We start from the raw sequence: 23,429 nt of genomic DNA on the forward strand, positions 1-23,429 counted from the left end.
TTATATTCATTAAGTGATTCCTAAATGTTTGTTTTTAAAACAAACAAATTGAATAAAAAAATAAACTCCGCATTTAGCGGAGTTTATGTGACTGATCTAACACTTTAAAAACAGTATTGTTGAATCTTATTTCTCTGTTTCGAACAAAGCAGCAACAAAGGATTTTGCAGAGAATGGACGTAAGTCGTCAATTTTCTCACCAACACCAATGAAGCGAATTGGAACATGCGTACGACTGGCAATATTAAATAGTACACCACCTTTCGCAGTGCCGTCGAGTTTGGTAATCGTCAGGCCTGTCAAACCAACTGCCTCATCAAACATTTCTACTTGATTAATCGCATTTTGACCTGTTCCTGCATCGACCACCAACATAACTTCGTGTGGCGCAGTCGCATCGATTTTTTGCATGACACGTTTTACTTTGGTCAACTCTTGCATGAGATGCCCTTTGTTATGTAAACGACCTGCGGTATCTGCAATCAAGACATCAACACCTTTCGCACGCGCACTTTCAAACGCATCGAAAATGACAGAAGCGCTGTCAGCGCCATGGCCTTGTGCGACTACGGCAATATTATTACGTTCACCCCAAATTTGAAGCTGTTCGGTCGCCGCCGCACGGAAAGTATCTCCCGCAGCAAGCATCACTTTCTTGCCTTCACCTTGTAAACGTTTTGCCAATTTACCAATGGTTGTAGTTTTACCCACACCGTTTACACCCACCACTAAAATCACATAAGGCGTTTTGTTCGGATCGATATGTAAAGGTTTCACACGTGGTGCTAGTAAAGCCACCAACTCTTCCTGAAGTGCTTTATATAGTGAGTGCGAGTAAATTAAATCGCCACGTGCAGTACGTTCAGTCAAGTTAGCAATAATGGTTTTCGTTGCATCTACACCAATGTCGGCTACTAAAAGCTGTTCTTCAACTTCTTCAAGTAGTTCATCATCAATTTCCTTACCGCCGATCAAAATATTGACCATACCATCGGCAAGGTTTTTACGGGTTTTGGTTAACCCTTCTTTCATGCGACTAAAGAAACCGCCTTTTACAGATACATCTGCTTCTTCTGCACTTGTTTCAGCAACCACAACTGGACTAACAACTGTTTGCTCTTTTGTTTCAACGATTGGCACATTGACCACAGGTAAACTTGGAAGTGTGACATCGTCATCCCCGATATCAGCATCAATCAAAAATTTGTTCTGCTCATTAGATTGCTGTTGCATGCCGAATCCTTGAAAAGCACTGCGTTAAAAAAGACGGATTCTACCATAAAAGATAGGCTTTCGCTTAGCAACAATACTTTATGTAAACACTTAACAAATCAATACTTCTGGCGCTTGATCTAATTCGCATTTTTTTTAAGAATGGTTATTTATTGAAATGCTTTAACTTCACTTCAACCTGAGCCCAAATTTTATATGCATCACTTATTAGTCACGCATTCTTATAAAAAAAGTTTAGTTGCACTGGGTTTAACTCTACTTTGTTTACCTATAACTACCCATGCACAAATACGCAGTGAACTTACCCGCAGTAGTTTTGAAACCACTTTAAGCAATGGCTTGCAGGTGATTATCCGTGAAGATCATCGCTCCCCAATGGTCATGACCCAAATTTGGTACAAAGTCGGTAGCACTGATGAGTCTGGAAATATAACGGGTATTTCTCATGTACTAGAACATATGATGTTTAAAGGCACATCCAAAGTCCCCAATGACGAATTCAGTCGCTTGAGCCGAATCTATGGCGGCACAGTAAATGCAGCAACATTTACCAATTACACCAATTACTATCAGCTTTATCCTAAAACTTACTTCCCGATGGCTCTAGAGCTTGAAGCGGATCGTATGCGCAATCTCTTACTACGGAAACAAGACTTTGACCCTGAAATTAAAGTGGTGATGGAGGAGCGACGCCTGCGTACCGATGACAACCCCCGCTCACTCGCTTTCGAGCGTTTCAAATGGATTTCGTATCCCACGAGTCATTACCGCCAACCCGTCATTGGGCACATGAAACACTTGCAAAATATCAGTCTAGACGATGTGAAACAGTGGTATCAAAAATGGTATAGCCCAAACAATGCAATCTTGGTGATTGTGGGTGATGTCAATGCAGAATCCGCCCTCCGACAAGTTCAAAAATACTTTGGCGACATCAAAAGTCATCCAACACCTGTACGCAATGATGTGACTGAGTTTGAGAACATTGGCTACCGTCACATGGAACAAAATACCAATGTTGAGGTGCCAAATTTATATATGGCTTGGAATGTGAAATCGCTTGCAACAGCAAGCAATCCAGAAGATGTTTACGCGCTCACACTTATTCGAAGCTTATTAGATAGCGGGATCAGCTCTCGATTACAACAGCGCCTTGTACGCGACAAAAAATTAGCGACCGCACTGAGTGTCAGTTATGACCCTTATAACCGTGGAGACAGTTTATTTAGTATCTCCGCACTTCCAGTCACTGGCGTGGAACTTCCAGAGCTACAAAAAGCCATTGAACATGAAATTGAGCGACTCAAAACAGAAATTGTTCAACCACAAGAGCTTGAACGGATTAGCACACGCTTTGTTGCAAACTTAATTTATGGTCAAGATGACATAGTCGGGCAAGCAAAGATGATTGGAAACTTAGCCGTGAATGGCTTGAATTATCGACTAATGGATCAGCTTCCACAGCATTTTGAAGCGGTTACACCTGAAGATATTCAGCACGTTGCTCAAACTGCTTTTGTACGAGATAACTTAAGTACGTTGTACCTTCAACCAGAAAAGAAGGCCACAAAATAATGAAAAATCAAAAGACCATCTTTCACCTATTATTTATTACCATGTCTACCTTTTGCGCTACCAATGTAATTGCAGATGTAAGTACAAGTAGTATTAGCAATGATGACCCACGTACATTACAGTCTATTGCTTCTCTACAAAGCTTAAAACAGGTTCAAACCAGCGACCTTCATACAGCAGCACCACATGTACACGAACTTAAGAACAAATACAAAGTTCGAAGTCTATTTGTTGAGTCATCCGCCTTACCTATGGTGGATATTCAACTTACCTTTAATGCAGGCTCTGCACGAGATGTAGAAGTAGAAAAAGGCCTATATGGTGTTGCCAATATGGCAGCACAACTCATCGATGAAGGCACTACGCAACATGATGCAGTTGAAATCGCGAATGCCTTTGAGCAAGTCGGGGCTCGTTTTAGCGTAGCTGTACACCGTGACATGTTTGTGGTTCGACTGCGTTCTCTGTCTGACCCTAAAAAACTAGATGCTGCGGTAAGTACGATGCTTGAAGTATTAAAAGACTCTACTTTTAAAAATAACAGTATTAGTTTGATGGTAAGTAATACCCAAGTAGGTCAGAAACAGTTGAAAGAAAGTCCGAGTCGATTGATGAGTATTCGCTTTTATCGCGCACTCTATGGTTCGCACCCTTATGCTGAACCGATTACAGGAACCAATGGCAGTATTAAAAAAATTACGACTCAGCACTTAAAAAAATTCAGAGACGAATTCCTTGTTAGTCAAAATATGAATATTGCACTGACAGGCCAACTCAGTGTGAAACAAGCACAGAAACTGGCTGAACGAATAAGTGCAGCCCTCCCACAAGGTGAAGCAGCAAAGCCACTTGCTGTACCACAAGATAAACCCAACTTTGATATTCAACACATTCTGTTTAATTCAACTCAAGCCCATGTCACCATGGGACATCTATCAACCACGCGGGATGATCCGGATCGTTTAGCACTCGAACTGGCTAACCGTATGTTGGGTGGGGGTGGATTTAGCTCCATTTTAATGAAAGAACTACGCGTTAAGCGTGGATACACCTATGGAGCAAACAGTGCTTTTACATTTAGCCAAGCGGCTGGAAGTTTTAGTCTAAGTTATTCAACCCAGCAAGATCAGCTCATGGACAGCATACAAGTGGCGCATAAAGCCCTAGTTGACTTTGTCCATCAACCAATTGATGCACAGCAGTTAGAAGAAACTAAAGCCGGTATGTTACGCAGCCTACCTAACAGCTATAGCAGCAATGCAAACATCAACGCACAACTGGGCTCTATAGGGTTTTATCAACAAGATGCGAATTATTTAGCCGACTACCCAAAACGTTTAGCTGCGATCACGCCTTTAGATGTCCAAAATGCAATACGTAAACACATTCACCCTGAAAGTCTTACCCTTGTGATTGTCAGTAATGCTTTAGATAAAGAGCAACTTCGACATATTTTAGAATTGAATCTTGACCCGAATATTAAGCAAAGCATGCCGCATCCTGATCAAATTCCTGCGATTATTGAACCTCCGGAGCCAATGCCGGAAGCTGCTTCGCCCGATTCTGCTCAAACTGATGAGCCTGCATTAATCTAAAGTAATCAATATAGGAAATCTGGTTTTCCAAAACCAGATCTTGAGCCATCTCTTGTGTTTCTGGGAAAGTCGCTTGATGAGATAAGCGACTTACATTTTCAAATTGGCTTGGAGAAATGGTTCGAGATAAAGCAATACTCGATAAAATGACAATAAGCATAATGATCGATGCCATCAGACCATTATAAATTTGTACAAGCGTAATCTGTGATTTTAATTTAAGAATTTTTTGGATCGCAATGTGCATAACCTACCTCTAGTGAAACTAGTGTAAGTAGCCAATTGCATAATCACAAGTTGAAATGCTGAAAAATGCCCCCATTAATGCTAAAGAGGACATAATTTCAGCAAATCAGATTGTTTGTAAAGCAGAAGTTTAACCAACAATGCTACGAATAACTGCAAAATAGAGCACCAAGGCAATTACCCCCAATGCAATCATAATGGCGAAAGCCCCAACACCATTTTCTGCATCTGCAGGGTGTGCAGGATCGTCATCTGCAATACGTCTTAGCTCCCCATTGTATGTTTCATAAAAATCAACCCGTTGATTTTCATCAAGCTGACGTGTGAAATCATAAACTCGTTTACGTTGTGCCAAACAAAAATCCCCAAGATGAATTTCTTGATGGAAAACTGCTTCATCTAATAGTGTTCGGTGATATTGCGCCAACGCTACAATTTGAGAAACAGTTGGAGGCATATCAAAATCAAAACCGTCTAATGTATTTGTCATGTTATTCTCCTTATAAAATACAGTTTCCTGTTTTATTATCATATTCAATCTTTTGATTGTTCATTGTTTAATCATGTAAACAAAATAAGATGAAGAATACTCGACAATATATTTGACAATTCCAGCAATTTGTAATAAATATTTAACATTAGCGTGATATTTATATCTAAAGGTAAAATTACCTTTAAGTGATCATAATTAGAATAAGGAGCTTAATATGATTCAACAAATCTCTCATCATGACTTAGAACATGCGTATGCGGATGCAGTAAACACCATTCAATCACAAATGAACTTCGTAGAAGCAGTACAACAGTTAGAAAGCGTTGCACGCGCTGGTCACGGTAAAGCAGCACTATTTTTGGCAGAACTTTATTATCAAGGTTTCCGCGTAGAGCGCGACTCGCTTAAAGCACAATACTGGCAACAGCTTGCCACCATGAAAGCATAATAAAACGTCACCTAGGTGGCGTTTTTTTTAAGCCTAACATTTTGATATGACATATTTATTTACATAGTTATGCAAAGCTTACACTGAACTTTCATCTTAATTATTTAAAATAGCGTCATGTTCCTTAATGACATAACGCTATGTACAAAATTTTGAAACTACAACCGATTTCAAATCATTTATATTTAAAAATCAATATTCTAAGAGGCATGATGTACTGCGGTATTCTTTGGGGGCTTTACAACGCTGAACAGCAAGGCTGGGCGATGACCTCAGATCATGATGACTATGTTTTCCCTTTTTGGCTCAATGGTTTACACGCACACCAATATGCTCAATTGCACTGGCCAAACTATATTCCTAAAAAAATCACGCCGCAGGATTTCCAAAGCGCATTATTGCCTACTCTGTCACGCTTAAAAGTCACCCCTGCGCTATGTAATGGCACAAAGCGCATGAAGCTCAGTACGTCTCAAATGCGTCACTTTTTCTTCAATGACCATATTCTAGCACCAGCTTAAGGCCCATTAAGAACAATAAAGCTCAATTAACTTGTTATTTTATTGAGAGCTATGACTGTAAAGTATTTGCTTTTTTTTTAAATCGCGCTAATTTAAATATAAAACAATAACCACAACCGAGGATATGCCCTATGACCAATGTTGCTCAAGTATTAAAAGATAAAGTACATCAAGCAATCTACACCATCAGCCCTGAAGCCACCGTTTTTGAAGCAATTTCACTTATGGCAGATAAAGGCATTGGTGCACTTGTGGTCACACACGAAGAACGCGTTGTAGGTATATTGTCCGAACGTGACTACATGCGCAAAGTCATGTTGATGGAACGTACTTCAAAGCAAACCACAGTCAATGAAATTATGACAGCAAAAGTACTGACGGTCACAACAGCAGTTACGGTTGAAGAATGTTTAGACCTTATGACAGATCGCCATCTACGTCACTTGCCCGTGGTTGAACAAGATAAATTATTGGGACTCATTTCTATTGGTGACTTGGTGAAAGCGGCAATGGATGATCAAAAGAAACTGATTGAGCAACTACAACAGTATATTTCAGGTTAAGTTTTAATGGTGAGGTGTTCAATAATGAACGTATACTCAGCATTGGCTACTAATGATAAAAAATAAAGTTGAAACCATATAAAAATCCCTGCACTAAGCAGGGATTTTTATATAACTATGAAAGGCTTAAAACTTAGTTCAGACCTAGTTTTGCAGCGACATAGTCTGCATCTTTGTCGCCACGACCAGATACATTCACCACAATTTTAATATCTTTGGCCAACTTTGGAGCTTCACGAAGCACCCACGCCACGGCATGTGAACTTTCAAGCGCAGGTACAATTCCTTCAACTCGCGACAACCGCATAAACGCATCCAAGCACTCTTGATCAGTCGCTGTAGTGTATTCAACACGACCTAAATCTTTCAGCAGACTGTGCTGAGGCCCGACGCCAGGATAATCTAGACCTGAAGCAATCGAGTGTACTGGTAACGGTTCACCTTGATCATTTTCAAGTACATAACACGCCATACCATGAATTTGACTTGGTTTACCTAAAGTTAAGGTTGCCGAGTGCATGTCGGTATCAAGACCATGACCAGCAGGCTCTACACCAATTAGTTTCACATCTGCATCGTTTAAAAATGCGGTGAAAGCACCCATAGCATTTGAACCACCACCCACACATGCAACCACATAATCTGGGTTTGCACCAAAGCGCTCATAGGTTTGTTCTTTAATTTCTTTACCAATAATCGACTGGAAGTCGCGCACCATCATTGGAAATGGATGTGGCCCAACAACCGAACCAATAGCATAGATATAATTGGTTGGATCTTTTAAATACTCTTCAAAAGCACTGTCCACAGCATCTTTCAATGTTGCAGTACCACGTGTCACTGAAATGAGTGTTGCTCCAAGGATTTTCATTTTGACGACATTGGGATGTTCTTTTTCAATATCCACCTGTCCCATATGAATTTCACACGGAATCCCGACCAAAGCACAGGCGGTTGCTAGTGCAACGCCGTGTTGGCCCGCACCCGTTTCTGCAATCACTTTGGTTTTACCCATATATTTTGCAAGCAGCGCTTCACCCAAACAGTGATTAATTTTATGTGCGCCTGTGTGGTTTAAGTCTTCACGTTTAAGATAAATCTGTGCCCCGCCCAACTGTTCAGATAACCGTTTTGCATAAAACAACGGACTTGGACGACCAACATAGTGCGCAAACAGTTCAGCAAGTTCAGTTTGAAATTCTTCTGTTACACGAATTTGCTCGTAAGCGACTTTAATGTCATCCATTGCCGCTTTTAAGTGAGGCGGGATAAACTGACCACCATAGTTCCCAAAAAAGCCTGCGTCATTCGGCAAAGCAATACCATTAATTTGATGATCCATTTTTATGATCCTTATTCTTAAAATGTGCTTTCTTTCCAGCTTTATCGTGCTAAATACTTAGTCATATCCTCAACGCCTTTGAGAGTCATTGGGTACATATGGTCTTCAAAAATTTGCTTAATCAAACCAATCGTATGGGTGTAATGCCAATAACGATCTTCTTCTGGGTTCAACCATGCTGTTTTTTCAAAATGGTTGCGTAAACGCTGCAGCCAAACATTGCCTGCTTCATCATTCATATATTCAACCGAACCACCCACAGAATTGAGCTCATAAGGTGCCATAGACGCATCTCCAACCACAATTACACGATAGTCGCGTCCATAGGTATTGAATAAATCCCATGTATTCATACGGGTACTTGAGCGACGTACATTGTCTTTCCAAACATAGTCATATAAACAGTTATGGAAATAGAAATACTCTAAGGTTTTAAACTCAGTTTTCGCCGCACTAAAAAGTTTTTCGCATTGTGCAATGTGTGAATCCATCGATCCACCCACATCAAACAACATCAGCACCTTAATGCGATTACGACGTTCAGGCACGAGCTGCACATCGAGTATGCCTTGCTTCGCGGTTTCACGAATTGTACCGTCGATGTCTAACTCTTCAGCCGCACCTTGTCTGGCAAACTTACGCAAACGACGCAATGCCATTTGCATTTGGCGCGTTCCGAGAATTTGATCATCATCCAAATTCTGATATTTACGTTGTTCCCAAACTTTTACAGCAGAACGTTTACGTCCCGGCCCACCAATACGCACCCCTTCAGGATGATCACCATAAGCACCAAATGGAGACGTTCCTCCAGTGCCGATCATCTTGTTTCCACCCTGATGTTTCTTATGCTGTTCGCGTAAACGTTCTTCCAGCATTTTCATGAGTTCTTCTAATGAACCGGCTTTCTTTAATTCTTCACGCTGCTCAGGAGTTAGATGCTTTTCTAAGAGCTCTAAATCAAACCAGTCTTTCGGTAACTTTTGAACTTTATTCAGTAAATCATCTAAATCAAAAGTTGAAATCCCATCAAAATAGTCCTTCATACCTCGGTCAAATTTGTCAAAGAAGCGTTCATCTTTCACCATAATGGTTTTGGCGAGTTGATAGAACTCTTCTTGATCGGCAAAGACCAAACCTGAAGCAACAGCTTCATTCAGATCGATCAGTTCACGCGTCGAGACAGGAACACCGTATTTGCGTAAGGTATAAAACAAGCGCACAAACATGCGTGTTTCTCCTTTAGCGACGTGACATGAAGGCTAAACGTTCAAGCAACTGTACATCTTGTTCGTTTTTAATGAGTGCACCATATAAAGGTGGAATAGCTTTAGACTTATCATGATTACGCAGTACATCTTCTGGCATATCATCGGCCATCAGCAAGCTTAACCAGTCAATCAACTCAGAGGTTGATGGTGGTTTTTTTAGACCCGGAACTTGACGTAATTTGAAGAAAACTTGTAATGCTTCATTGACCAATGCCGTTGAAATTTGCGGGAAATGAACATCGATAATTTCACGCATGGTTGCGTCGTCTGGAAATTCAATATAATGGAAGAAACAACGACGCAAGAATGCGTCTGGAAGTTCTTTTTCATTATTTGAAGTAATAATCACAATAGGACGTTGTGATGCAGTAATGGTTTCGCCCGTCTCATATACATAGAAAGACATCTTATCCAATTCATGCAACAAGTCGTTTGGAAACTCAATGTCCGCCTTATCAATTTCATCAATCAATAAAACACAACGTTCTTCACTGGTGAACGCTTCCCACAATTTACCCGGTTTAATATAGTTTTTAATGTCATATACACGGTCGTCGCCCAGTTGGCTGTCACGTAGACGTGAAACCGCATCATACTCATATAAACCTTGCTGGGCTTTTGTGGTTGACTTGATGTGCCAAGTCAATAATTTTAAGCCTAAGCTCTCAGCCACTTGTTCAGCCAGTAAAGTTTTGCCCGTACCCGGCTCACCTTTGACCAATAAAGGCTTTTGTAAGCTACGTGCAGCTTTTACAGCAAGTTTTAAACTATCGGTAGCGATGTACTGATCTGTACCCGTAAATTGTTGTGTTTCAACAGACATGATTAAACCTTATTTTTATTAATTACAATGGTGAATGATTGTTACTAACAACTGCTTTGGTTTTATTAGCCACATATTTTGACCAAAAGAAACCGATCACAAGCCCCACACCCATAACAAAGAGAATCAGTGACAAATTTGACCAAATGAGTGCTGATTCTTTCGTTAACACACCGAAAAGCAAGCCAAAAATAGCGGGTGCAATCGATGAGTTTGGACCTTCGGAAACCGTTGGTGTCAATAAAATGGCAAAGATCATCATCCATGTGATGCCAGCCAACAGCTTCGGCAGGCGTGTAGCAATGGAATACCAACACCACAAAATCAGCAAACTGCCCAAAAGGTAAACTGTGACAGCAATACTGTCTTCAGGAATTGAATCGAGCATTGAAAGAAAACTATCCACGGTGCAACTCCTGAATTATGCTTTATGCGCCACGAAGGCCTTCTGGTGCCGCAGCGTTCGGATTGATTAATCCTTCTGGCGGCATTTGTAGAAAGAAGCCTTGAGTTTGAATCGAATCCATGACATGCAATACATTTACACGGGCCAATTTACGCGCTTCACTCAGCTCTAATGACATCACAAAAGTCGCTCGACCAAATGCAACACGAACAGCTTCAGGTAAAACATTCAATGGGCTAAAATCTTCAGCGGCTTGATCAGCTTCAGTTGGGCAAGCAATATAAAGATACATTTCATCTTTTTTGCTTGATTTATAAATAGAACATTGCATATCTAAAACAGCACTCAAATAACTCAAGCCACAGGATACATCAAATAAAAGCAGCTGACATTAGTCATGATTAACGCATCAGTCGTGATTTTGTATAAATATTCAAACTTCAGACCAATTGACTAATTATTAATCCATGACTTTCATTTGCGTCGAAAGATAGCTTTCATCACGGCGTAGGAGTTGAATTAAAGGCTGGGTTAGCAAATCATAGCGCCAACCTAATAAATAATCAGGCAAGTCTTGCTCATTATTATGAAAAACCACATGTTGATGCAGTGCGTTCATCCACTTTTTGCGCATCAACACTTCTTTAGGAATGCTGGTTTCATTGACCACATTTTGAATTAAGTGATCAATCTTCTCCCCCACATCTTTTGAAGAATGACGGATGGGACGTGCCATGCGTAGCGGCCAATCCGCTTGCTCAGGCAAGAACTTCACCAAATCTAAAATGGTTTTACCATGCTCGCGGACAACGTTTTGACGTATGTCTTTTACACCCGATAACTGAAAAGCATTTTTTGGATTTTTCTCAACCAAATCAATCATGCTTGAGTTTTTCAAAATGAAACTACGTGGCGTATTAAGCGCTTTTACCATCTGTTCACGCCATACAGCCAACTGCTGCAACTGCATTAACTGACGACGTGAATGTCGATAGTTACCAATATCTTGATAGAGTAAATGCAAAGGCGTTTCTGTCGCGATTTCTTGCGTCAGATGCTGACAGTCTTCAAGTGCAAAATGTAAGAGTGACTTTGAATCTAGTTCTTGTTTAACTTTTTCTGAGAGATTCATCAAGTACAGCACATCGTTTGCCGCATAGCTCAATTGTGCAGGGCTTAATGGCCGCGCCAACCAGTTTGAGCGGGTTTCCCCTTTATCGATATCGACATCCAACATTTGTTTCAGGGCATTTTGATAGCTCACTTGTAGACCATGTCCTAAAAAAGACATACCCACTTGGGTATCAAATACATTGTTTAAGGTTTTATGCTGTGCATAGTGATAAATCAGGTCGATATCTTCACTACAAGCATGAAAGACATTTTGCTGTGCGCGAAAAAGTTTATTCCAAAATTCAGATAAATCGAGTGTCGTCCCATCAAGTAAATAGACATTGTTTTCGACATTGATTTGAAATACGCCTAACTTCGGCCATAAGGTATCGACTTTGATGAATTCTGTATCGAGTCCATAGACTTCGTTACGATCCATTTTTTCTAAGACTGGAGTTAAGTCTTGCTGCTGCTGAATAAACTGAAACATATCCTACTGCGTCTAATGCTAGATGCTCTTTGGGCTATCTTACCTGAATAAGATCATTTAGCTATCAAGATTTCTAAGGGTTTTTTAATTATTTACCGTTTTTTGTGATTTTTTTATACAACTAGATTCAAATTAATATTTTTTTTATCTTAATCAAGATTTCAATCTTGTAGCTCAACTAAAAAATGAAACAAGTATCGAAATACTTATTTCATTCGCATTCTGTTATGTACAGCTTGGCTTAAGGTATGACTATCGACATATTCAAGTTCACCACCTTGTGGTACGCCTTGTGCAATGCGCGTCATTTGGATCGGTAAATGTTTCGTTGCCTCAACCAAATAATGCGCTGTGGCCTGACCTTCTACCGTTGCATTGGTCGCCAAAATCACTTCCGTTACTTTACCATCGCCCAAACGCTGGATTAGATAAGGAATGCCGATCTCTTCAGGCCCAACACCATCAAGTGGAGATAAATGCCCACCCAATACATGATATTTACCACGGAAACTGCCACTTTGCTCAATCGCCATCACATCTGCCGGTGACTCAACCACACAGAGAAGTTGATCATCACGTTCATGCGAGACGCAAATATCACAAACTTCGTTTTCAGTCAGTGAGTGGCACAAACTGCATTCGTGAATATAGCTGGTGGCTTCGTTCAAAGCATGTGCAAGACCCACTGCCCCTTCACGATTTTTCATAATCAGATGAAGCGCCATGCGCTGAGCCGATTTCGGCCCAACACTTGGCAAAATACGTAAGGCTTGTACCAATTGATCAAAACGATCGCTAAACACTATACGTATTCCTTAATTAGAATAAACCAGCAAGACCCGGTGGTAAGCCTGCACCTGAGTTCGCAGCTTTCATACGCTCTTCAGTGATTGCTTCTGCTTGACGTGCAGCATCATTCATTGCCGCAGCAATTAAGTCTTCAATCATATCTGCATCATCTTGCAATAATTCAGGATTTATTTCGATACGTTTTACCACATTGCGGCAAGTCATCGTCACTTTAACCAAACCACCACCAGCTTCAGCATGCACTTCAGTTTGCGCAAGCTCTTCTTTAGCTTTTTTAATGTTGCTTTCCATGTCTTTTTGCATGCGTTGAGCTTGCTGCATTAACATATTAATGTTCATTAAAATCTCCGAACATAAAATTAAAAAATTAGATTAAGTCTAAACCACGTGTGATATCGCGAATAATATCATCAATATCTTCTAAACCAACAGAAACACGAATTAAACCTTCACGAATTCCTGCGGCTTGTTTCGCTTCTGGTGAAAGTTTGCCATGGGTAGTCGTTGCAGGATGGGTAATGGTCGATTTCGCATCGCCCAAGTTACCTGTAATTGAAATAAACTGGGTATTATCAATAACAGTCCATGCCCCTTCGCGCTCGCCTTTCACTTCAAAAGAAACGATCCCACCAAAGCCTGTTTGTTGCTTCGCTGCAAGCTCATGCCCAATATGCTCAGGTAAGCCTGCGTAATACACTTTTTCGACTTTCGGGTGTGTATTTAAGAATTCTGCCAGCTTTTGCGCACTTGCTGAGTGCTCGCGCATACGTAAACGTAAAGTCTCTAAGCCTTTTAAGAATACCCATGCATTGAAAGGACTCATTGAAGGTCCTGTGGTACGCACATAACCAAATACTTCTTCGAGTAGTTTATGACTACCCACTACTGCACCACCAAGAGCACGACCTTGACCGTCCAAATACTTCGTCGCCGAATAAATCACCAAGTCTGCACCAAACTCAAGTGGACGCTGTAATACTGGCGTACAGAAACTATTATCAATTGCTAAAAGTGCGCCATTGGCATGTGCGATATCAGCAAGTGCTTGAACGTCTGCCACTTCAGCCAAAGGATTCGACGGAGACTCAACAAAGAGCAATTTAGTTTCAGGCTTAACGGCATTTTTCCATGCATCTAAATCTGTTAAATCGACAAAGTCGACAGTTACACCAAACTTAGCCACATATTTTTCAAACAAAGATACGGTCGAACCAAATACCGCACGTGAACAAATCACATGATCGCCCAGTTTTAAAAATGACATTGCCACGGCCATAATTGCGGCCATACCTGAACTGGTTGCCACTGCACGTTCTGCACCTTCTAAAGCTGCAAGGCGTTTTTCAAACATTGCAACAGTTGGGTTGGTAAAACGCGAGTAGATGTTCCCTGGCTCTTGACCTGAAAATTTTGCTGCGGCCTCTGCTGCATTTTCATAGACAAATGATGAAGTTAGAAAGATAGGTTCGCCATGTTCTCCCTCGAAACTACGCGTATGCCCAGTACGAATGGCTAAGGTATCTAATTGGTATTCAAATTCGTCTTGTAGGCTCATGGCTCTGGTTCAGTCGACAGACTGCCTTTGTAAAGAATTGCCAACATTTTGAGCGTCTAGGCTATTTAAGGTCAAGGTAAAATACGCAAATATTGATTAGACTTCGATCAAACTTTCTGCTTATTTGAGATCTAAGACCTATATGCACTCTTTAAAAACTAAAATTTCAACGCATCAAAATAAATTAAAGAATCTTTCTACGCGCATTTTTAATGGAAAGTCACTCATTTTGTCACAAAGCACAGCTTATGAAGTGATTGAAACATTTGATCTGACCCAAATTCGCTATTACGCACCTGAAGTGCGTAAGTATAAAGAGCCCTTAGTTTTTGTGGTCCCGCTAGCCATCAATATGTCTATTTACGACCTTTATCCTTATCGCTCACTGGTGAAGTACTTCCAACAGCAGGGCTTTGCTGTATATGTGATTGATTGGGGGAAATTAAATATTCATAACCGTCATTTTAACTTTCTGACGTTTATTGATCATTATATTCCACTCTGTATACAAAGCATTTTAAAACATAGCCACAGCGAGCAAATTTCTCTGCATGGCTGGAGTATGGCTGGCATTTTCGTGACCTTGTATACCGCCTTACATCAACCCAATTTTGTGAAAAATTTAATGGTTTTGGGGAGTCCAATTGACAGTTATAAATCTGGGCGAAATGGACAGTTCTTTGCATATCTCAATCGAATCATTTCAAAAAGCAAAGCATTACAACAGCAAATTTATCAGGGCAAAATACCGAAGGGTCTACTTCATACCTCTGGAAGGTTAAATACTTTTGGTTTTAAAATCATCGATCCTATCGGCTGGTTTCAAAGTCATAAAAACCTACTGCTTAATTTAGATGACCATGAAGCTTTGTATGAACATGCCACCATTGGCGGTTTTCTCAATCGTATGATTGATTATCCCGGCGGCATTAACCAAGACATGCTTTTTAATGTTTGGCTGCGTAATCCACTCAAAACTGGACTAATCACATTAAATGAGAAAAGCATTGCTTTAAAAAATATACAGTGCTCATTGCTTGTAGCTGCGGGGACAACAGACCAACTTGTTACAGCAGAGGCAGCTCAACCATTAACCCAATTGACAAGTAGCACCGATGTCACGTTTACTCTTATCCCAGGGGGACATTTAGGACTGATGTCGAGTAAGCGTAGTGCCGATGAATTTTGGCCACAACTGGCTCAGTGGTTAAGTGAACGTTCAAGTAAAATTTAAATACTAAGGTTTGAGATGATTCAGTCAGTTGCATTTATCGGTCTAGGCGCCATGGGTTATCGCATGGCATCACACTTACCTAAACACTTTGAACACGTGTGGGTATGGAATCGCAATTTTGATAAAGCAAAACAACATGCGGAAGCCTATGGCACGCAGGCGGTCGAACTTGCGCAAGCAGTTCAGGCCGATGTAGTCTTCTCTTGCCTTCCAACCAGTCAAGATATTGAAGACTTACTTGCACAAGTTGAGCTTAAAGCAGGCAGTATTTGGGTCGATTGCACCAGCGGTGTACCTTCTTCTGCAAAAAAAGTAGCTGAACTGCTTAAACAGCAAGGTGTCGACTTTTTAGATGCACCTGTGAGTGGTCAAACCATTGGCGCTGATAATGCAACCCTTACGGTTATGATCGGTGGTGATGCCGCAGCTTTTGAACGCGCACTACCAGCGATTCAAGCGTTTGGTAAACTGATTAAACACGTGGGCGAATCGGGTGCTGGTTTTGCAGTTAAAGCCGTAAACAATATGCTTTTGGCTGTGAACCTCTGTGCTGTTGCCGAAGGGTTTACCACACTAAAGGCTCATGGCGTAAACTTAAACGAAGCATTAGATTGCATTAATGCGTCGAGTGGTAAAAGTGGCGTCACTGAAACTGTTTTACCACAGCGCATTCTCAACCGCAGCTTCCCGCTTACTTTTGCACTCCCTCTATTAGCAAAAGATACGGGCATTGCCGTTGATTTAGTCCGCGAAGCAAAACTATCCGCACCTGTGATTGGACTGGCTCAAAGTTTAATTCAAACTGCCAGTGATTTATCTGAAGAAGACAGCGATTTTTCTTCAGCAGTTAAACTATATGAGTCATGGAGCAAAATTACTTTAGAGTAATGCTTATCATAGTCAGTCATACTTTAACTTTAATCATAAGTTAAGCTATTCCGATAGCCGAACAAAAAGCCTCATAAAGAGGCTTTTTGTATATTTCTAATTTTATTGACGTTTTGATTCATTAAATGTCTAACTACATATTTAAAAATTATACGCTGTATCGGACTGAGCTCTTGTTGATGTAGATTATAAAAATCATCTGGGCTATCAAATAAACCGAAATCTTGGTTAATCCCCTTGTCTTGGATAAAAGTATCATTCAAATTCCAATCAATAGGTGGATTTTCAAAGTTCTCGGTAAATACCCCAAAACCACAAAAGGTTGTTGTTTGATGCTTATTTATACTTTGTAATTTTTCTAGATAGAGTCGATCAAGAATTACACCCTCCTGAATATACCATTGTCCATTCACACGAACTTCGACCCAACTATGTAAAATATTCTTGGGCGATAACTTATACCAAATGCCTTTGATTGCGCCTTTTTGTAGGGCTTTATCGATGGTAAACCCATGTATCCGCGTGGCTACACCCACTGCTCGGAGTAACGCCATCAATAACGTTGCTTTGGTATTACACTGACCATAACCGTCGCTTAAGACTTGAGATGCCTGTATCGTATCTCCCGTGTTATAGCCAAATTGAACTTCATCACGAACAAAGTTATAAATATTCCTCACCTTATTAACTTCATCAAGATCTCTCCATTTGCGTTGTTCAATCAAGTTTTGAATCGATGGATGGTAGTAATCTAAAATCGGCGTCTGTTCTAATAGCCTTTGCATACTCAGCTCTCCAATATAGTCATTTTGATTTAAAAACATGGAGTTAGTCCAAGGTCAATGTTTTTACTGCCCACTTTTATAATGAATTAAGATTAAAGATTGTTTTGAGCTTGATTAATTTTATAGCAGAGCTCTATATACTCAATTAATTCGGCACATATACTTGTGTATAAAAAAACTAATTAAATTTAGGATAAAAAATTTATGCTTAAAGTCATTGCTCAGGATTTTATTAAACTAGAACATCTTAATAGAGTCATGCCTTTATATCGTGAACTTGTAGAAAAAACAAAAGCTGAACCGAGATGTATATCCTACGACCTATTTATTGATCAGAAAGATGCTGGGCATTTTATATTTATTGAAGAATGGCCTGATCGTGCTGCACTAGATGCGCATTGTGAAACGGAGCATTTTAAAAGACTAGTACCGTTAATTGACCAATACCAAAGTGCTGCAGGAACCTATATATTAATGGATGAGTTTTTACACCAAAGTAGCTTCACCTAGATCGAATATGGTATCGAAAAATAAAACTATCCGATAAATACGTCCCTGTATAATTGCAACCAAACATCTTGATTTAAATATTTTCATCTTTCATTGCAGGCATAAGGATTTCTTTAACACAAGATGCATTACTGGTGGAGATGATAAATTTTGTGGCTAAAATAACATCGGACAAAGGAATTAAAGCATGATTGGTCTCTGCCAATACAGTTGCGGTTGGAACATCTGCTTCATATTCTGTTGCCAAATACCCTAGGTTTAAAACACTTACCCCAATCAGGTCATTACGCAAAATCTCCCGCAATGATTGAGCAATTCCACGCAAAGCATATTTCGTTGCAGAAAAGACCAACTCTTTGCCATTATGATTATCTACACCCCATGTAGAACCAATCAATATGACTTTAGCGTTATCCGATAACTTTAAATTTTCTATCAATGACTGAAGAGACTGAATACAGGTATTAATGTTTGTATTTAGAATGGTATTTAACTCGGCAGATGAAACCTCTTAAAAGTTATAATTCTCTGTAAAAGCATTATTTTCCCAGATTCCAACATTATAAATAAGAACATCTATTTTCTCTTCTTTGACTGCTTTTTTTACTTTATCCACCGCATCTTCAGGAGTAGATAAATCTGCACAAATCCAATTCAATTGAGCATTATTTTTAGGAATAGAACGAGAGACACCATAAATTTTATCCTGAGCTTCAGGCACTAAGTTTACAATCGCTTTGCCTAAGCCTCTACTTGCGCCATAAATTAGAAATGTTCGACCTAAACCATTCATATTTTAATTCATCCTTTCATAACGAACTGCATAATGATTTAAACTTAAGTTAAGTTTAAATCAAGCTTTATTCATCATTTTATATTTAGCCGTTAAAGATTATGATTACCTAAGTCACAGACAATAATTTATTTTCTACCCACTTATTTCAAGTAAATCCCCAGCACAAGGGATTCAATAATAAAATAGCAATAAATAAAGCTTTTAGACTGTCTAAAATAAGCATGCAAAAGAGTCCATTTAAGACAGCAAAATATCATTAAACGATAATGATGCATAAGCGCTTAATTCAGAAAAAATGATAACTTAAAAATTCATTGCTAATCGTATAAAAATGCCTGAAATAGCATTTGAGATGAGGCGAACATTAAAGGTTAAAAAAGCTGACGCACCGAAGCACTGTGTCCCTCTCAATGAAATTTAAAAATGTTAGAGCCTAAGAAAAGTTGTAAAAATAGACTAAATTACATCTCTGTACACGACAAATTTCACAGAACCCTTATCCTATCAGGATTCTGCTTTCTTAAAATTGCCAAAATTTCCTTAAACTCTTCTTTTTTCCCAAAACCAATTAAACGCTGAATCGCCATTTGAACATAGTCTAAACCATAGCGAAATAAACTCATTGAGAGTCGTCCATGCTTCTTTATTTTTATCGCTTTTTTTTGATTATGTTGCCATTCACCCGTTAAGTAACACCAACAGAAGCTTATAGCTAACACCGCAATCAATTTTTTCACTCGTCTAGGGTCTGTCAAGCGCGTATTTTCAAGATTAAACCCGCGTCCTTTGAGACAACTGAATAAGGTTTCAATTTCCCAGCGTAATGCATAATCCTGAATAGCATTGGCATTAAACTGAGGAGAAACGACGAGTAAAAGCTCTCCATTTTCTAACTGTAGTGCACTTATATATAGTTTCACCCGACCAACCAAAATCCGTCGTTTACGACATTCAATTTGACCAACTTTAAGATGGCGAAATAAATCACTAATTTTATGATTCTTTCCTAAATGATTGGTGACAATGAAGTTTTTTTAACACGAATGCAGAAGTTGATGTCTTGTTCAATTAACCATGTAAACCACTGCTCACCGATAAACTCTCTGTCTGCGAACACATTCACAACACGGTCTTTACCAAAAATGGCTATAAAGCGTTGAATCAAAGCAATACGCTCTTTCGTATCTGAATTTCCACGTTTATTAAGCAATGTCCAAAGGATAGGTATCGCTATTCCACGATAAACGATTGCGAGCATCAGGATATTAATATTTCGTTTTCCCCATTTCCAATTGGTTCTATCTAAAGTCAGTTTCACTTGGTCGAATGAAAACATATTGAAAATCAACTGAGAAATTTGACGATAATCAAAATACTGACCTGCAAAGAAGCGCTGCATACGTCGATAAAATGATTGTGGTAAGCACTTGATGGGCAAGGCTTTAGATGCAGAAGAAAGATTACATGTTTGCTTTAAAATAATCACAAGCATGATGAGCGCAAAGCACTTTAAATGTGACTTGTTCCATTTTAGAGATTTGTTTAAGATAAGATATAACTCATTGAGATGTGTCATAGTATTCGTCGTTAGAAAACAATTATTGTGACATTATTTCAATGAGTTATCTATTTTTGTCGTGTACAGAGAAATTACATAAAAAACTTAAATATCCATTTCTATCTGCCATTTTAAAAGCTATTGATATATATAAATTTTATGTATTATATGCAGTAATTATGAAGTAAAATTACAATTGAGTAAGAACTCACCATTGAATAAACAGAACAAACCCCTATAAAGTAATAGCGTGACTACATACAATGTTACAAACTGAGGAAATTCTCATGAAAAAGTTGACTGTAGCGGTTTTTGCCAGTCTTGCAACATTAATCGGGGCGCAAAGTTTTGCGGCATCACCTGAGCAAGAGTGTCAAAAATTAAAAGATGATCATGATGTCATTTATGCATCTAAAGGTTTCTGTTTTAAGGACCCTGAAGCGAAAGCAAAATTTGGCAATGATAATTGCTACACCACCAAACCAAAATTCTCTGAAAAAGAGCAACAACGTCTTGACGCGATTAAAGAACGTCAAAAAGAATTAAACTGTAAGTAAATCAGTTTAAGCGAAACTTAAGGAATAGACATGGCTTACGATGAGCAAAACATTTTTGCACGAATTTTACGTGGTGAACTTCCAGCCATTAAAGTATATGAAGATGACCAAGTTCTTGCATTCATGGATATTATGCCTCAAGCAGACGGTCATACTTTAGTCATACCCAAGACACCTGCGGTGACTTTACTCGACCTCCCTGCCGATGCTGCTGCCTACACCATTCAAGTGGTACAAAAAGTAGCAAAAGCCATTGAAGTCGGTTTGGATGCCCAAGGCATTGTCCTCATGCAACTGTCTGGAGCTGCTGCTGGGCAAACCGTTCCCCATGTACATTTCCACCTCATTCCGAGTTCGGTACATGAGCTAGGTAAGCATGCGTTGCAAATGGGTGATCAAGAAAAAATCAAAGCACAAGCAGAAAAAATTCGCGCTGCTTTGTAATTCCATCCATTAAATCAAGGAGCTTCGGCTCCTTTTTTAGGTCTAAAAATAAATAAGATCAATAACCTAAGCACTCAAAATCAACCTTAACAATTTATCGCGGAAATGCATTTGACATTGAGTTGTTTAATATTTTTGTAATATTACCTTAATATTAATGACTTATTTGTAATCAATAATGAGCGCCAAGAGACAGAAGTCTGATGAATAAAAAGACGACTGAATAACCTTTTATAGACGAATCAACAAAAAGTCTTTCTTGGAGCTACACATGAAAAAAACACTTTGCGCATTAGCAGTTGGGGCAACTTTACTTACACCAGCTTTAGCGATGGCTGCTGACGTAAAAATTTATGGCCGTGCGCATGTTTCTTTAGACTATCTGGATGATGGCGCTGACTATAACGAAGTTGGTCTTTCTTCAAACTCATCACGTTTAGGCTTCAAAGCTGAACAAAAATTAGAAAACGGCATGACTGTTTTTGGTCAAATCGAGCAAGAAATTAACTTTGCTAGCGGCAACCAAGATGACAAAAGCGTTGATTTTTCTACTCGTGATACCTTTGTAGGTTTAAAAGGTGACTTTGGTCAAGTACGTGCAGGTCGCTTTGACAGCCCATTTAAAGTGGCTCGTGGTCCAGTCAACTTTTTTGGTGACATGGTTGGTGATATCCGCAACGTAACACGTGTTAGTGATCAAAAGTTTGATGAACGAAACGAAAATACCGTTGAATATAAATCTCCTAAATTCGGTGGTGGCTTTAACGTACTTGCAGCTTTATCATTACATCCAAAAACTTCAATTCCAAAAGATGCAACTACTGGTGAAGGTCAGGACGATAATAAAGCTTACGATCTAGCTTTAACTTATAACGAAGGTCCGGTTGACTTTGCTGCTGCTTATGAACGTTACGAAGAAAACTCTGCAATTGGCGCAGGCGAACGTGATGGTTTCCGTGTTGCGGCAGCATATAAAATTACACCTGAATTAAACTTCGGTGGCTTATACCAATACCTTACACATGATTTAGAAGGTACTGCAGCAAAATATGCTGATGCACAAGTATTTGGCGTAGCAGCAGACTATAAAGTGGCACCGAAAACTTATGTACGCGGTCAGGTATTCCACCGTGACGTTGACACCGATGATGCAAACTCTACCCTTTTAGCGGTTGGTGTTGAACATCGTTTAGACAAGGCAGTACGTGTATATGCAAACCTTGCAACCATGTTAAATGATAAAAATGCAGACCTTACTCCTTGGAAAGAAGGTCGTAGCTTTGGTAACTCTGTAAAAGGTGCTAAAGACGAAAACTCTACAGCACTTTCTTTAGGTTTCCGTTACGACTTCTAAGTCTTAACCGAACTTAAAAAACAAAAAAACACGCTTCGGCGTGTTTTTTATTGCAACAACTTATAGGCAAATAAAAGCCAGCAAATTTGCTGGCTTTGTTTATCTAGGTAAGTTTTACAAAGATGATTTTTTAACATTAACGCTTTAAAAAGCCAGATACTAAATTCATCACCTGTTGAATATCAGCATTGGCTTCTTGTTTACTGGTTTGCTCACCCTGCGGTGTCAATGAGTCAATAATTTGTGGTAAGACTGTAGAAATCGCACTATAAATATCTTGCTTCGGCGCTTGAGTTTGCTCTGCAACTTGCTCCACCGCGGCATCATCAAACAAGTTTTGAACTTGCTCTGGATTTACACTGGCGTTCTCTCCTGGTCCTGTAGAAACCCAGTCCTCAACCTGACTGCTTAAACCTTGCCCTTTAAGTTTATCTAAAGCTGCCTGCAAACCACCTTGCTGTTGAATCCATGCCAAAATCAAAGGCAATACCGCAATCAATAAACTTTTTCCACCGCCTGAAAATCCTGAGTTCTGCGAGTTTGGCATCTGCTGTGACTGTCCACCAGTCAAACCACCCAACACCGAACCAAAAATATCGCTCAGACCACCCTGTTGTGTTTGGCCTGTACCACCCGCTCCAAGTTGTCCAAGCACCGAACCCAAAATTCCACCCAAACCACTTTGTTGGTTTGACTGTTGCTGACCGCCCATGGCCTGCTTTGCTAAAATTTCTATAATATTATTCAGATTCGTCATCACTTTATCCTTTCTAGGTTTTTTAAACAGCATACGATGTTTAAAAAAACCCTATAGAGATA

25 protein-coding genes and 1 pseudogene are annotated in these 23,429 nt (G+C 39.6%); 11 read left to right on the top strand and 15 right to left on the bottom strand.

What is annotated here, in order from left to right; all coding sequences use genetic code 11:
• Nucleotides 1–126: 126 nt before the first annotated feature.
• Nucleotides 127–1,233: a signal recognition particle-docking protein FtsY gene (ftsY, locus tag MN200_RS08245; protein ID WP_058869661.1), complete on the bottom strand. Its 1,107-nt coding sequence runs from the start codon at nucleotides 1,231–1,233 to the stop codon at nucleotides 127–129.
• A gap of 195 nt (nucleotides 1,234–1,428) precedes the next feature.
• On the opposite strand from ftsY, the gene MN200_RS08250 reads away from it, so the two are divergent.
• Together MN200_RS08250 and MN200_RS08255 are read left to right on the top strand one after the other, a co-directional pair.
• A complete protein-coding gene (locus tag MN200_RS08250; RefSeq protein ID WP_058869662.1) occupies nucleotides 1,429–2,808 on the top strand; it encodes a pitrilysin family protein in 1,380 nt (459 codons plus the stop codon).
• Nucleotides 2,808–4,403 carry a pitrilysin family protein gene (locus MN200_RS08255; protein ID WP_242759152.1) on the top strand — a complete coding sequence of 532 codons (1,596 nt, stop codon included), beginning with the start codon at nucleotides 2,808–2,810 and terminating at the stop codon, nucleotides 4,401–4,403. Before MN200_RS08250 ends, MN200_RS08255 begins: the two co-directional genes overlap by 1 nt.
• A gap of 376 nt (nucleotides 4,404–4,779) precedes the next feature.
• Here MN200_RS08255 and MN200_RS08260 read toward each other — a convergent pair whose 3' ends face one another.
• Nucleotides 4,780–5,139 carry a hypothetical protein gene (locus MN200_RS08260; RefSeq protein WP_004984633.1) on the bottom strand — a complete coding sequence of 120 codons (360 nt, stop codon included), beginning with the start codon at nucleotides 5,137–5,139 and terminating at the stop codon, nucleotides 4,780–4,782.
• A 217-nt stretch (nucleotides 5,140–5,356) separates the two neighbouring features.
• On the opposite strand from MN200_RS08260, the gene MN200_RS08265 reads away from it, so the two are divergent.
• The 3 genes from MN200_RS08265 to MN200_RS08275 all read left to right on the top strand — a co-directional run bounded on the left by MN200_RS08265 (nucleotide 5,357) and on the right by MN200_RS08275 (nucleotide 6,674).
• Nucleotides 5,357–5,590 carry a hypothetical protein gene (locus MN200_RS08265; protein WP_004697075.1) on the top strand — a complete coding sequence of 78 codons (234 nt, stop codon included), beginning with the start codon at nucleotides 5,357–5,359 and terminating at the stop codon, nucleotides 5,588–5,590.
• A 140-nt stretch (nucleotides 5,591–5,730) separates the two neighbouring features.
• Nucleotides 5,731–6,111 carry a DUF2750 domain-containing protein gene (locus MN200_RS08270; protein ID WP_005401236.1) on the top strand — a complete coding sequence of 127 codons (381 nt, stop codon included), beginning with the start codon at nucleotides 5,731–5,733 and terminating at the stop codon, nucleotides 6,109–6,111.
• 131 nt (nucleotides 6,112–6,242) lie between these two features.
• On the top strand, nucleotides 6,243–6,674 hold the full coding sequence (locus tag MN200_RS08275) for a CBS domain-containing protein (protein WP_005401235.1): 432 nt from the start codon (nucleotides 6,243–6,245) through the stop codon (nucleotides 6,672–6,674).
• Nucleotides 6,675–6,807: 133 nt separating this feature from the next.
• On the opposite strand, the gene trpB is transcribed toward MN200_RS08275, so the two are convergent.
• The 9 genes from trpB to MN200_RS08320 form a co-directional block, all read right to left on the bottom strand.
• Complete coding sequence (gene trpB / locus MN200_RS08280; protein WP_242759153.1) at nucleotides 6,808–8,016, bottom strand: tryptophan synthase subunit beta; 1,209 nt, start codon at nucleotides 8,014–8,016, stop codon at nucleotides 6,808–6,810.
• A gap of 41 nt (nucleotides 8,017–8,057) precedes the next feature.
• Complete coding sequence (locus tag MN200_RS08285) at nucleotides 8,058–9,245, bottom strand: VWA domain-containing protein (RefSeq protein ID WP_004984640.1); 1,188 nt, start codon at nucleotides 9,243–9,245, stop codon at nucleotides 8,058–8,060.
• A gap of 13 nt (nucleotides 9,246–9,258) precedes the next feature.
• Entirely contained in the window at nucleotides 9,259–10,110 is an 852-nt protein-coding gene (locus tag MN200_RS08290; RefSeq protein ID WP_004697065.1) for a MoxR family ATPase, read from the bottom strand.
• 22 nt (nucleotides 10,111–10,132) lie between these two features.
• Nucleotides 10,133–10,516, bottom strand: a complete 384-nt coding sequence (locus MN200_RS08295; RefSeq protein WP_242759155.1) for a hypothetical protein — start codon at nucleotides 10,514–10,516, stop codon at nucleotides 10,133–10,135.
• 22 nt (nucleotides 10,517–10,538) lie between these two features.
• Nucleotides 10,539–10,847 carry a YcgL domain-containing protein gene (locus MN200_RS08300; protein WP_004984643.1) on the bottom strand — a complete coding sequence of 103 codons (309 nt, stop codon included), beginning with the start codon at nucleotides 10,845–10,847 and terminating at the stop codon, nucleotides 10,539–10,541.
• A 129-nt stretch (nucleotides 10,848–10,976) separates the two neighbouring features.
• Nucleotides 10,977–12,119: an HRDC domain-containing protein gene (locus tag MN200_RS08305; RefSeq protein ID WP_242759157.1), complete on the bottom strand. Its 1,143-nt coding sequence runs from the start codon at nucleotides 12,117–12,119 to the stop codon at nucleotides 10,977–10,979.
• Nucleotides 12,120–12,325: 206 nt separating this feature from the next.
• Entirely contained in the window at nucleotides 12,326–12,922 is a 597-nt protein-coding gene (recR, locus tag MN200_RS08310) for a recombination mediator RecR (protein ID WP_125274857.1), read from the bottom strand.
• A gap of 16 nt (nucleotides 12,923–12,938) precedes the next feature.
• The gene (locus tag MN200_RS08315) at nucleotides 12,939–13,268 is read right to left on the bottom strand and encodes a YbaB/EbfC family nucleoid-associated protein (RefSeq protein ID WP_004984648.1); all 330 of its coding nucleotides are present in this window, start codon (nucleotides 13,266–13,268) and stop codon (nucleotides 12,939–12,941) included.
• Nucleotides 13,269–13,296: 28 nt separating this feature from the next.
• Nucleotides 13,297–14,484 carry an O-succinylhomoserine sulfhydrylase gene (locus MN200_RS08320; RefSeq protein ID WP_125274858.1) on the bottom strand — a complete coding sequence of 396 codons (1,188 nt, stop codon included), beginning with the start codon at nucleotides 14,482–14,484 and terminating at the stop codon, nucleotides 13,297–13,299.
• A gap of 142 nt (nucleotides 14,485–14,626) precedes the next feature.
• Between MN200_RS08320 and MN200_RS08325 the strand changes: the two genes are divergently transcribed.
• Nucleotides 14,627–15,718 carry an alpha/beta fold hydrolase gene (locus tag MN200_RS08325; protein WP_242759158.1) on the top strand — a complete coding sequence of 364 codons (1,092 nt, stop codon included), beginning with the start codon at nucleotides 14,627–14,629 and terminating at the stop codon, nucleotides 15,716–15,718.
• A 15-nt stretch (nucleotides 15,719–15,733) separates the two neighbouring features.
• Nucleotides 15,734–16,606 carry an NAD(P)-dependent oxidoreductase gene (locus tag MN200_RS08330; protein ID WP_058869673.1) on the top strand — a complete coding sequence of 291 codons (873 nt, stop codon included), beginning with the start codon at nucleotides 15,734–15,736 and terminating at the stop codon, nucleotides 16,604–16,606.
• Nucleotides 16,607–16,677: 71 nt separating this feature from the next.
• Here MN200_RS08330 and MN200_RS08335 read toward each other — a convergent pair whose 3' ends face one another.
• Nucleotides 16,678–17,391 (bottom strand): transglutaminase family protein, encoded by a 714-nt coding sequence (locus tag MN200_RS08335; RefSeq protein ID WP_026056432.1) that lies wholly within the window; start codon nucleotides 17,389–17,391, stop codon nucleotides 16,678–16,680.
• Nucleotides 17,392–17,595: 204 nt separating this feature from the next.
• On the opposite strand from MN200_RS08335, the gene MN200_RS08340 reads away from it, so the two are divergent.
• Nucleotides 17,596–17,901 (top strand): putative quinol monooxygenase, encoded by a 306-nt coding sequence (locus MN200_RS08340; RefSeq protein WP_004697038.1) that lies wholly within the window; start codon nucleotides 17,596–17,598, stop codon nucleotides 17,899–17,901.
• A 73-nt stretch (nucleotides 17,902–17,974) separates the two neighbouring features.
• Here the strand turns inward: MN200_RS08340 and MN200_RS08345 are convergent.
• Nucleotides 17,975–18,694, bottom strand: a pseudogene (locus MN200_RS08345) (SDR family oxidoreductase).
• Between the two features lie 488 nt (nucleotides 18,695–19,182).
• Nucleotides 19,183–20,273, bottom strand: a protein-coding gene (locus MN200_RS08350; RefSeq protein ID WP_100222788.1) for an IS4-like element ISAba1 family transposase whose coding sequence is annotated in 2 segments (ribosomal slippage) — nucleotides 19,183–19,733 and nucleotides 19,733–20,273 — 1,092 coding nt in all. Because the reading frame shifts where the segments join, the coding sequence is not laid out codon by codon here.
• Nucleotides 20,274–20,542: 269 nt separating this feature from the next.
• On the opposite strand from MN200_RS08350, the gene MN200_RS08355 reads away from it, so the two are divergent.
• The 3 genes from MN200_RS08355 to MN200_RS08365 all read left to right on the top strand — a co-directional run bounded on the left by MN200_RS08355 (nucleotide 20,543) and on the right by MN200_RS08365 (nucleotide 22,610).
• Nucleotides 20,543–20,812 (top strand): YARHG domain-containing protein, encoded by a 270-nt coding sequence (locus tag MN200_RS08355; RefSeq protein WP_004697032.1) that lies wholly within the window; start codon nucleotides 20,543–20,545, stop codon nucleotides 20,810–20,812.
• A gap of 30 nt (nucleotides 20,813–20,842) precedes the next feature.
• Nucleotides 20,843–21,256, top strand: a complete 414-nt coding sequence (locus MN200_RS08360) for an HIT family protein (protein ID WP_004697031.1) — start codon at nucleotides 20,843–20,845, stop codon at nucleotides 21,254–21,256.
• Between the two features lie 271 nt (nucleotides 21,257–21,527).
• Nucleotides 21,528–22,610 (top strand): porin, encoded by a 1,083-nt coding sequence (locus tag MN200_RS08365; protein ID WP_004697028.1) that lies wholly within the window; start codon nucleotides 21,528–21,530, stop codon nucleotides 22,608–22,610.
• A 136-nt stretch (nucleotides 22,611–22,746) separates the two neighbouring features.
• On the opposite strand, the gene MN200_RS08370 is transcribed toward MN200_RS08365, so the two are convergent.
• Nucleotides 22,747–23,367: a YidB family protein gene (locus MN200_RS08370; RefSeq protein WP_004697027.1), complete on the bottom strand. Its 621-nt coding sequence runs from the start codon at nucleotides 23,365–23,367 to the stop codon at nucleotides 22,747–22,749.
• Nucleotides 23,368–23,429: the final 62 nt, after the last annotated feature.

The organism is Acinetobacter sp. LUNF3, from assembly GCF_022699605.1.
Lineage (GTDB): Bacteria > Pseudomonadota > Gammaproteobacteria > Pseudomonadales > Moraxellaceae > Acinetobacter > Acinetobacter johnsonii.

Coding starts and splice junctions, on each gene's coding strand:
- MN200_RS08355 (WP_004697032.1), top strand. CDS start 20,543: ATGAAAAAGTTGACTGTAGCGGTTTTTGCCAGTCTTGCAACATTAATC.
- MN200_RS08340 (WP_004697038.1), top strand. CDS start 17,596: ATGCTTAAAGTCATTGCTCAGGATTTTATTAAACTAGAACATCTTAAT.
- MN200_RS08305 (WP_242759157.1), bottom strand. CDS start 12,119: ATGTTTCAGTTTATTCAGCAGCAGCAAGACTTAACTCCAGTCTTAGAA.
- MN200_RS08315 (WP_004984648.1), bottom strand. CDS start 13,268: ATGAACATTAATATGTTAATGCAGCAAGCTCAACGCATGCAAAAAGAC.
- MN200_RS08270 (WP_005401236.1), top strand. CDS start 5,731: ATGTACAAAATTTTGAAACTACAACCGATTTCAAATCATTTATATTTA.
- MN200_RS08300 (WP_004984643.1), bottom strand. CDS start 10,847: ATGCAATGTTCTATTTATAAATCAAGCAAAAAAGATGAAATGTATCTT.
- MN200_RS08370 (WP_004697027.1), bottom strand. CDS start 23,367: ATGACGAATCTGAATAATATTATAGAAATTTTAGCAAAGCAGGCCATG.
- MN200_RS08365 (WP_004697028.1), top strand. CDS start 21,528: ATGAAAAAAACACTTTGCGCATTAGCAGTTGGGGCAACTTTACTTACA.
- MN200_RS08320 (WP_125274858.1), bottom strand. CDS start 14,484: ATGAGCCTACAAGACGAATTTGAATACCAATTAGATACCTTAGCCATT.
- MN200_RS08285 (WP_004984640.1), bottom strand. CDS start 9,245: ATGTTTGTGCGCTTGTTTTATACCTTACGCAAATACGGTGTTCCTGTC.
- ftsY (WP_058869661.1), bottom strand. CDS start 1,233: ATGCAACAGCAATCTAATGAGCAGAACAAATTTTTGATTGATGCTGAT.
- MN200_RS08335 (WP_026056432.1), bottom strand. CDS start 17,391: ATGCAAAGGCTATTAGAACAGACGCCGATTTTAGATTACTACCATCCA.
- MN200_RS08275 (WP_005401235.1), top strand. CDS start 6,243: ATGACCAATGTTGCTCAAGTATTAAAAGATAAAGTACATCAAGCAATC.
- MN200_RS08290 (WP_004697065.1), bottom strand. CDS start 10,110: ATGTCTGTTGAAACACAACAATTTACGGGTACAGATCAGTACATCGCT.
- MN200_RS08265 (WP_004697075.1), top strand. CDS start 5,357: ATGATTCAACAAATCTCTCATCATGACTTAGAACATGCGTATGCGGAT.
- trpB (WP_242759153.1), bottom strand. CDS start 8,016: ATGGATCATCAAATTAATGGTATTGCTTTGCCGAATGACGCAGGCTTT.
- MN200_RS08325 (WP_242759158.1), top strand. CDS start 14,627: ATGCACTCTTTAAAAACTAAAATTTCAACGCATCAAAATAAATTAAAG.
- MN200_RS08360 (WP_004697031.1), top strand. CDS start 20,843: ATGGCTTACGATGAGCAAAACATTTTTGCACGAATTTTACGTGGTGAA.
- MN200_RS08330 (WP_058869673.1), top strand. CDS start 15,734: ATGATTCAGTCAGTTGCATTTATCGGTCTAGGCGCCATGGGTTATCGC.
- MN200_RS08255 (WP_242759152.1), top strand. CDS start 2,808: ATGAAAAATCAAAAGACCATCTTTCACCTATTATTTATTACCATGTCT.
- MN200_RS08260 (WP_004984633.1), bottom strand. CDS start 5,139: ATGACAAATACATTAGACGGTTTTGATTTTGATATGCCTCCAACTGTT.
- MN200_RS08250 (WP_058869662.1), top strand. CDS start 1,429: ATGCATCACTTATTAGTCACGCATTCTTATAAAAAAAGTTTAGTTGCA.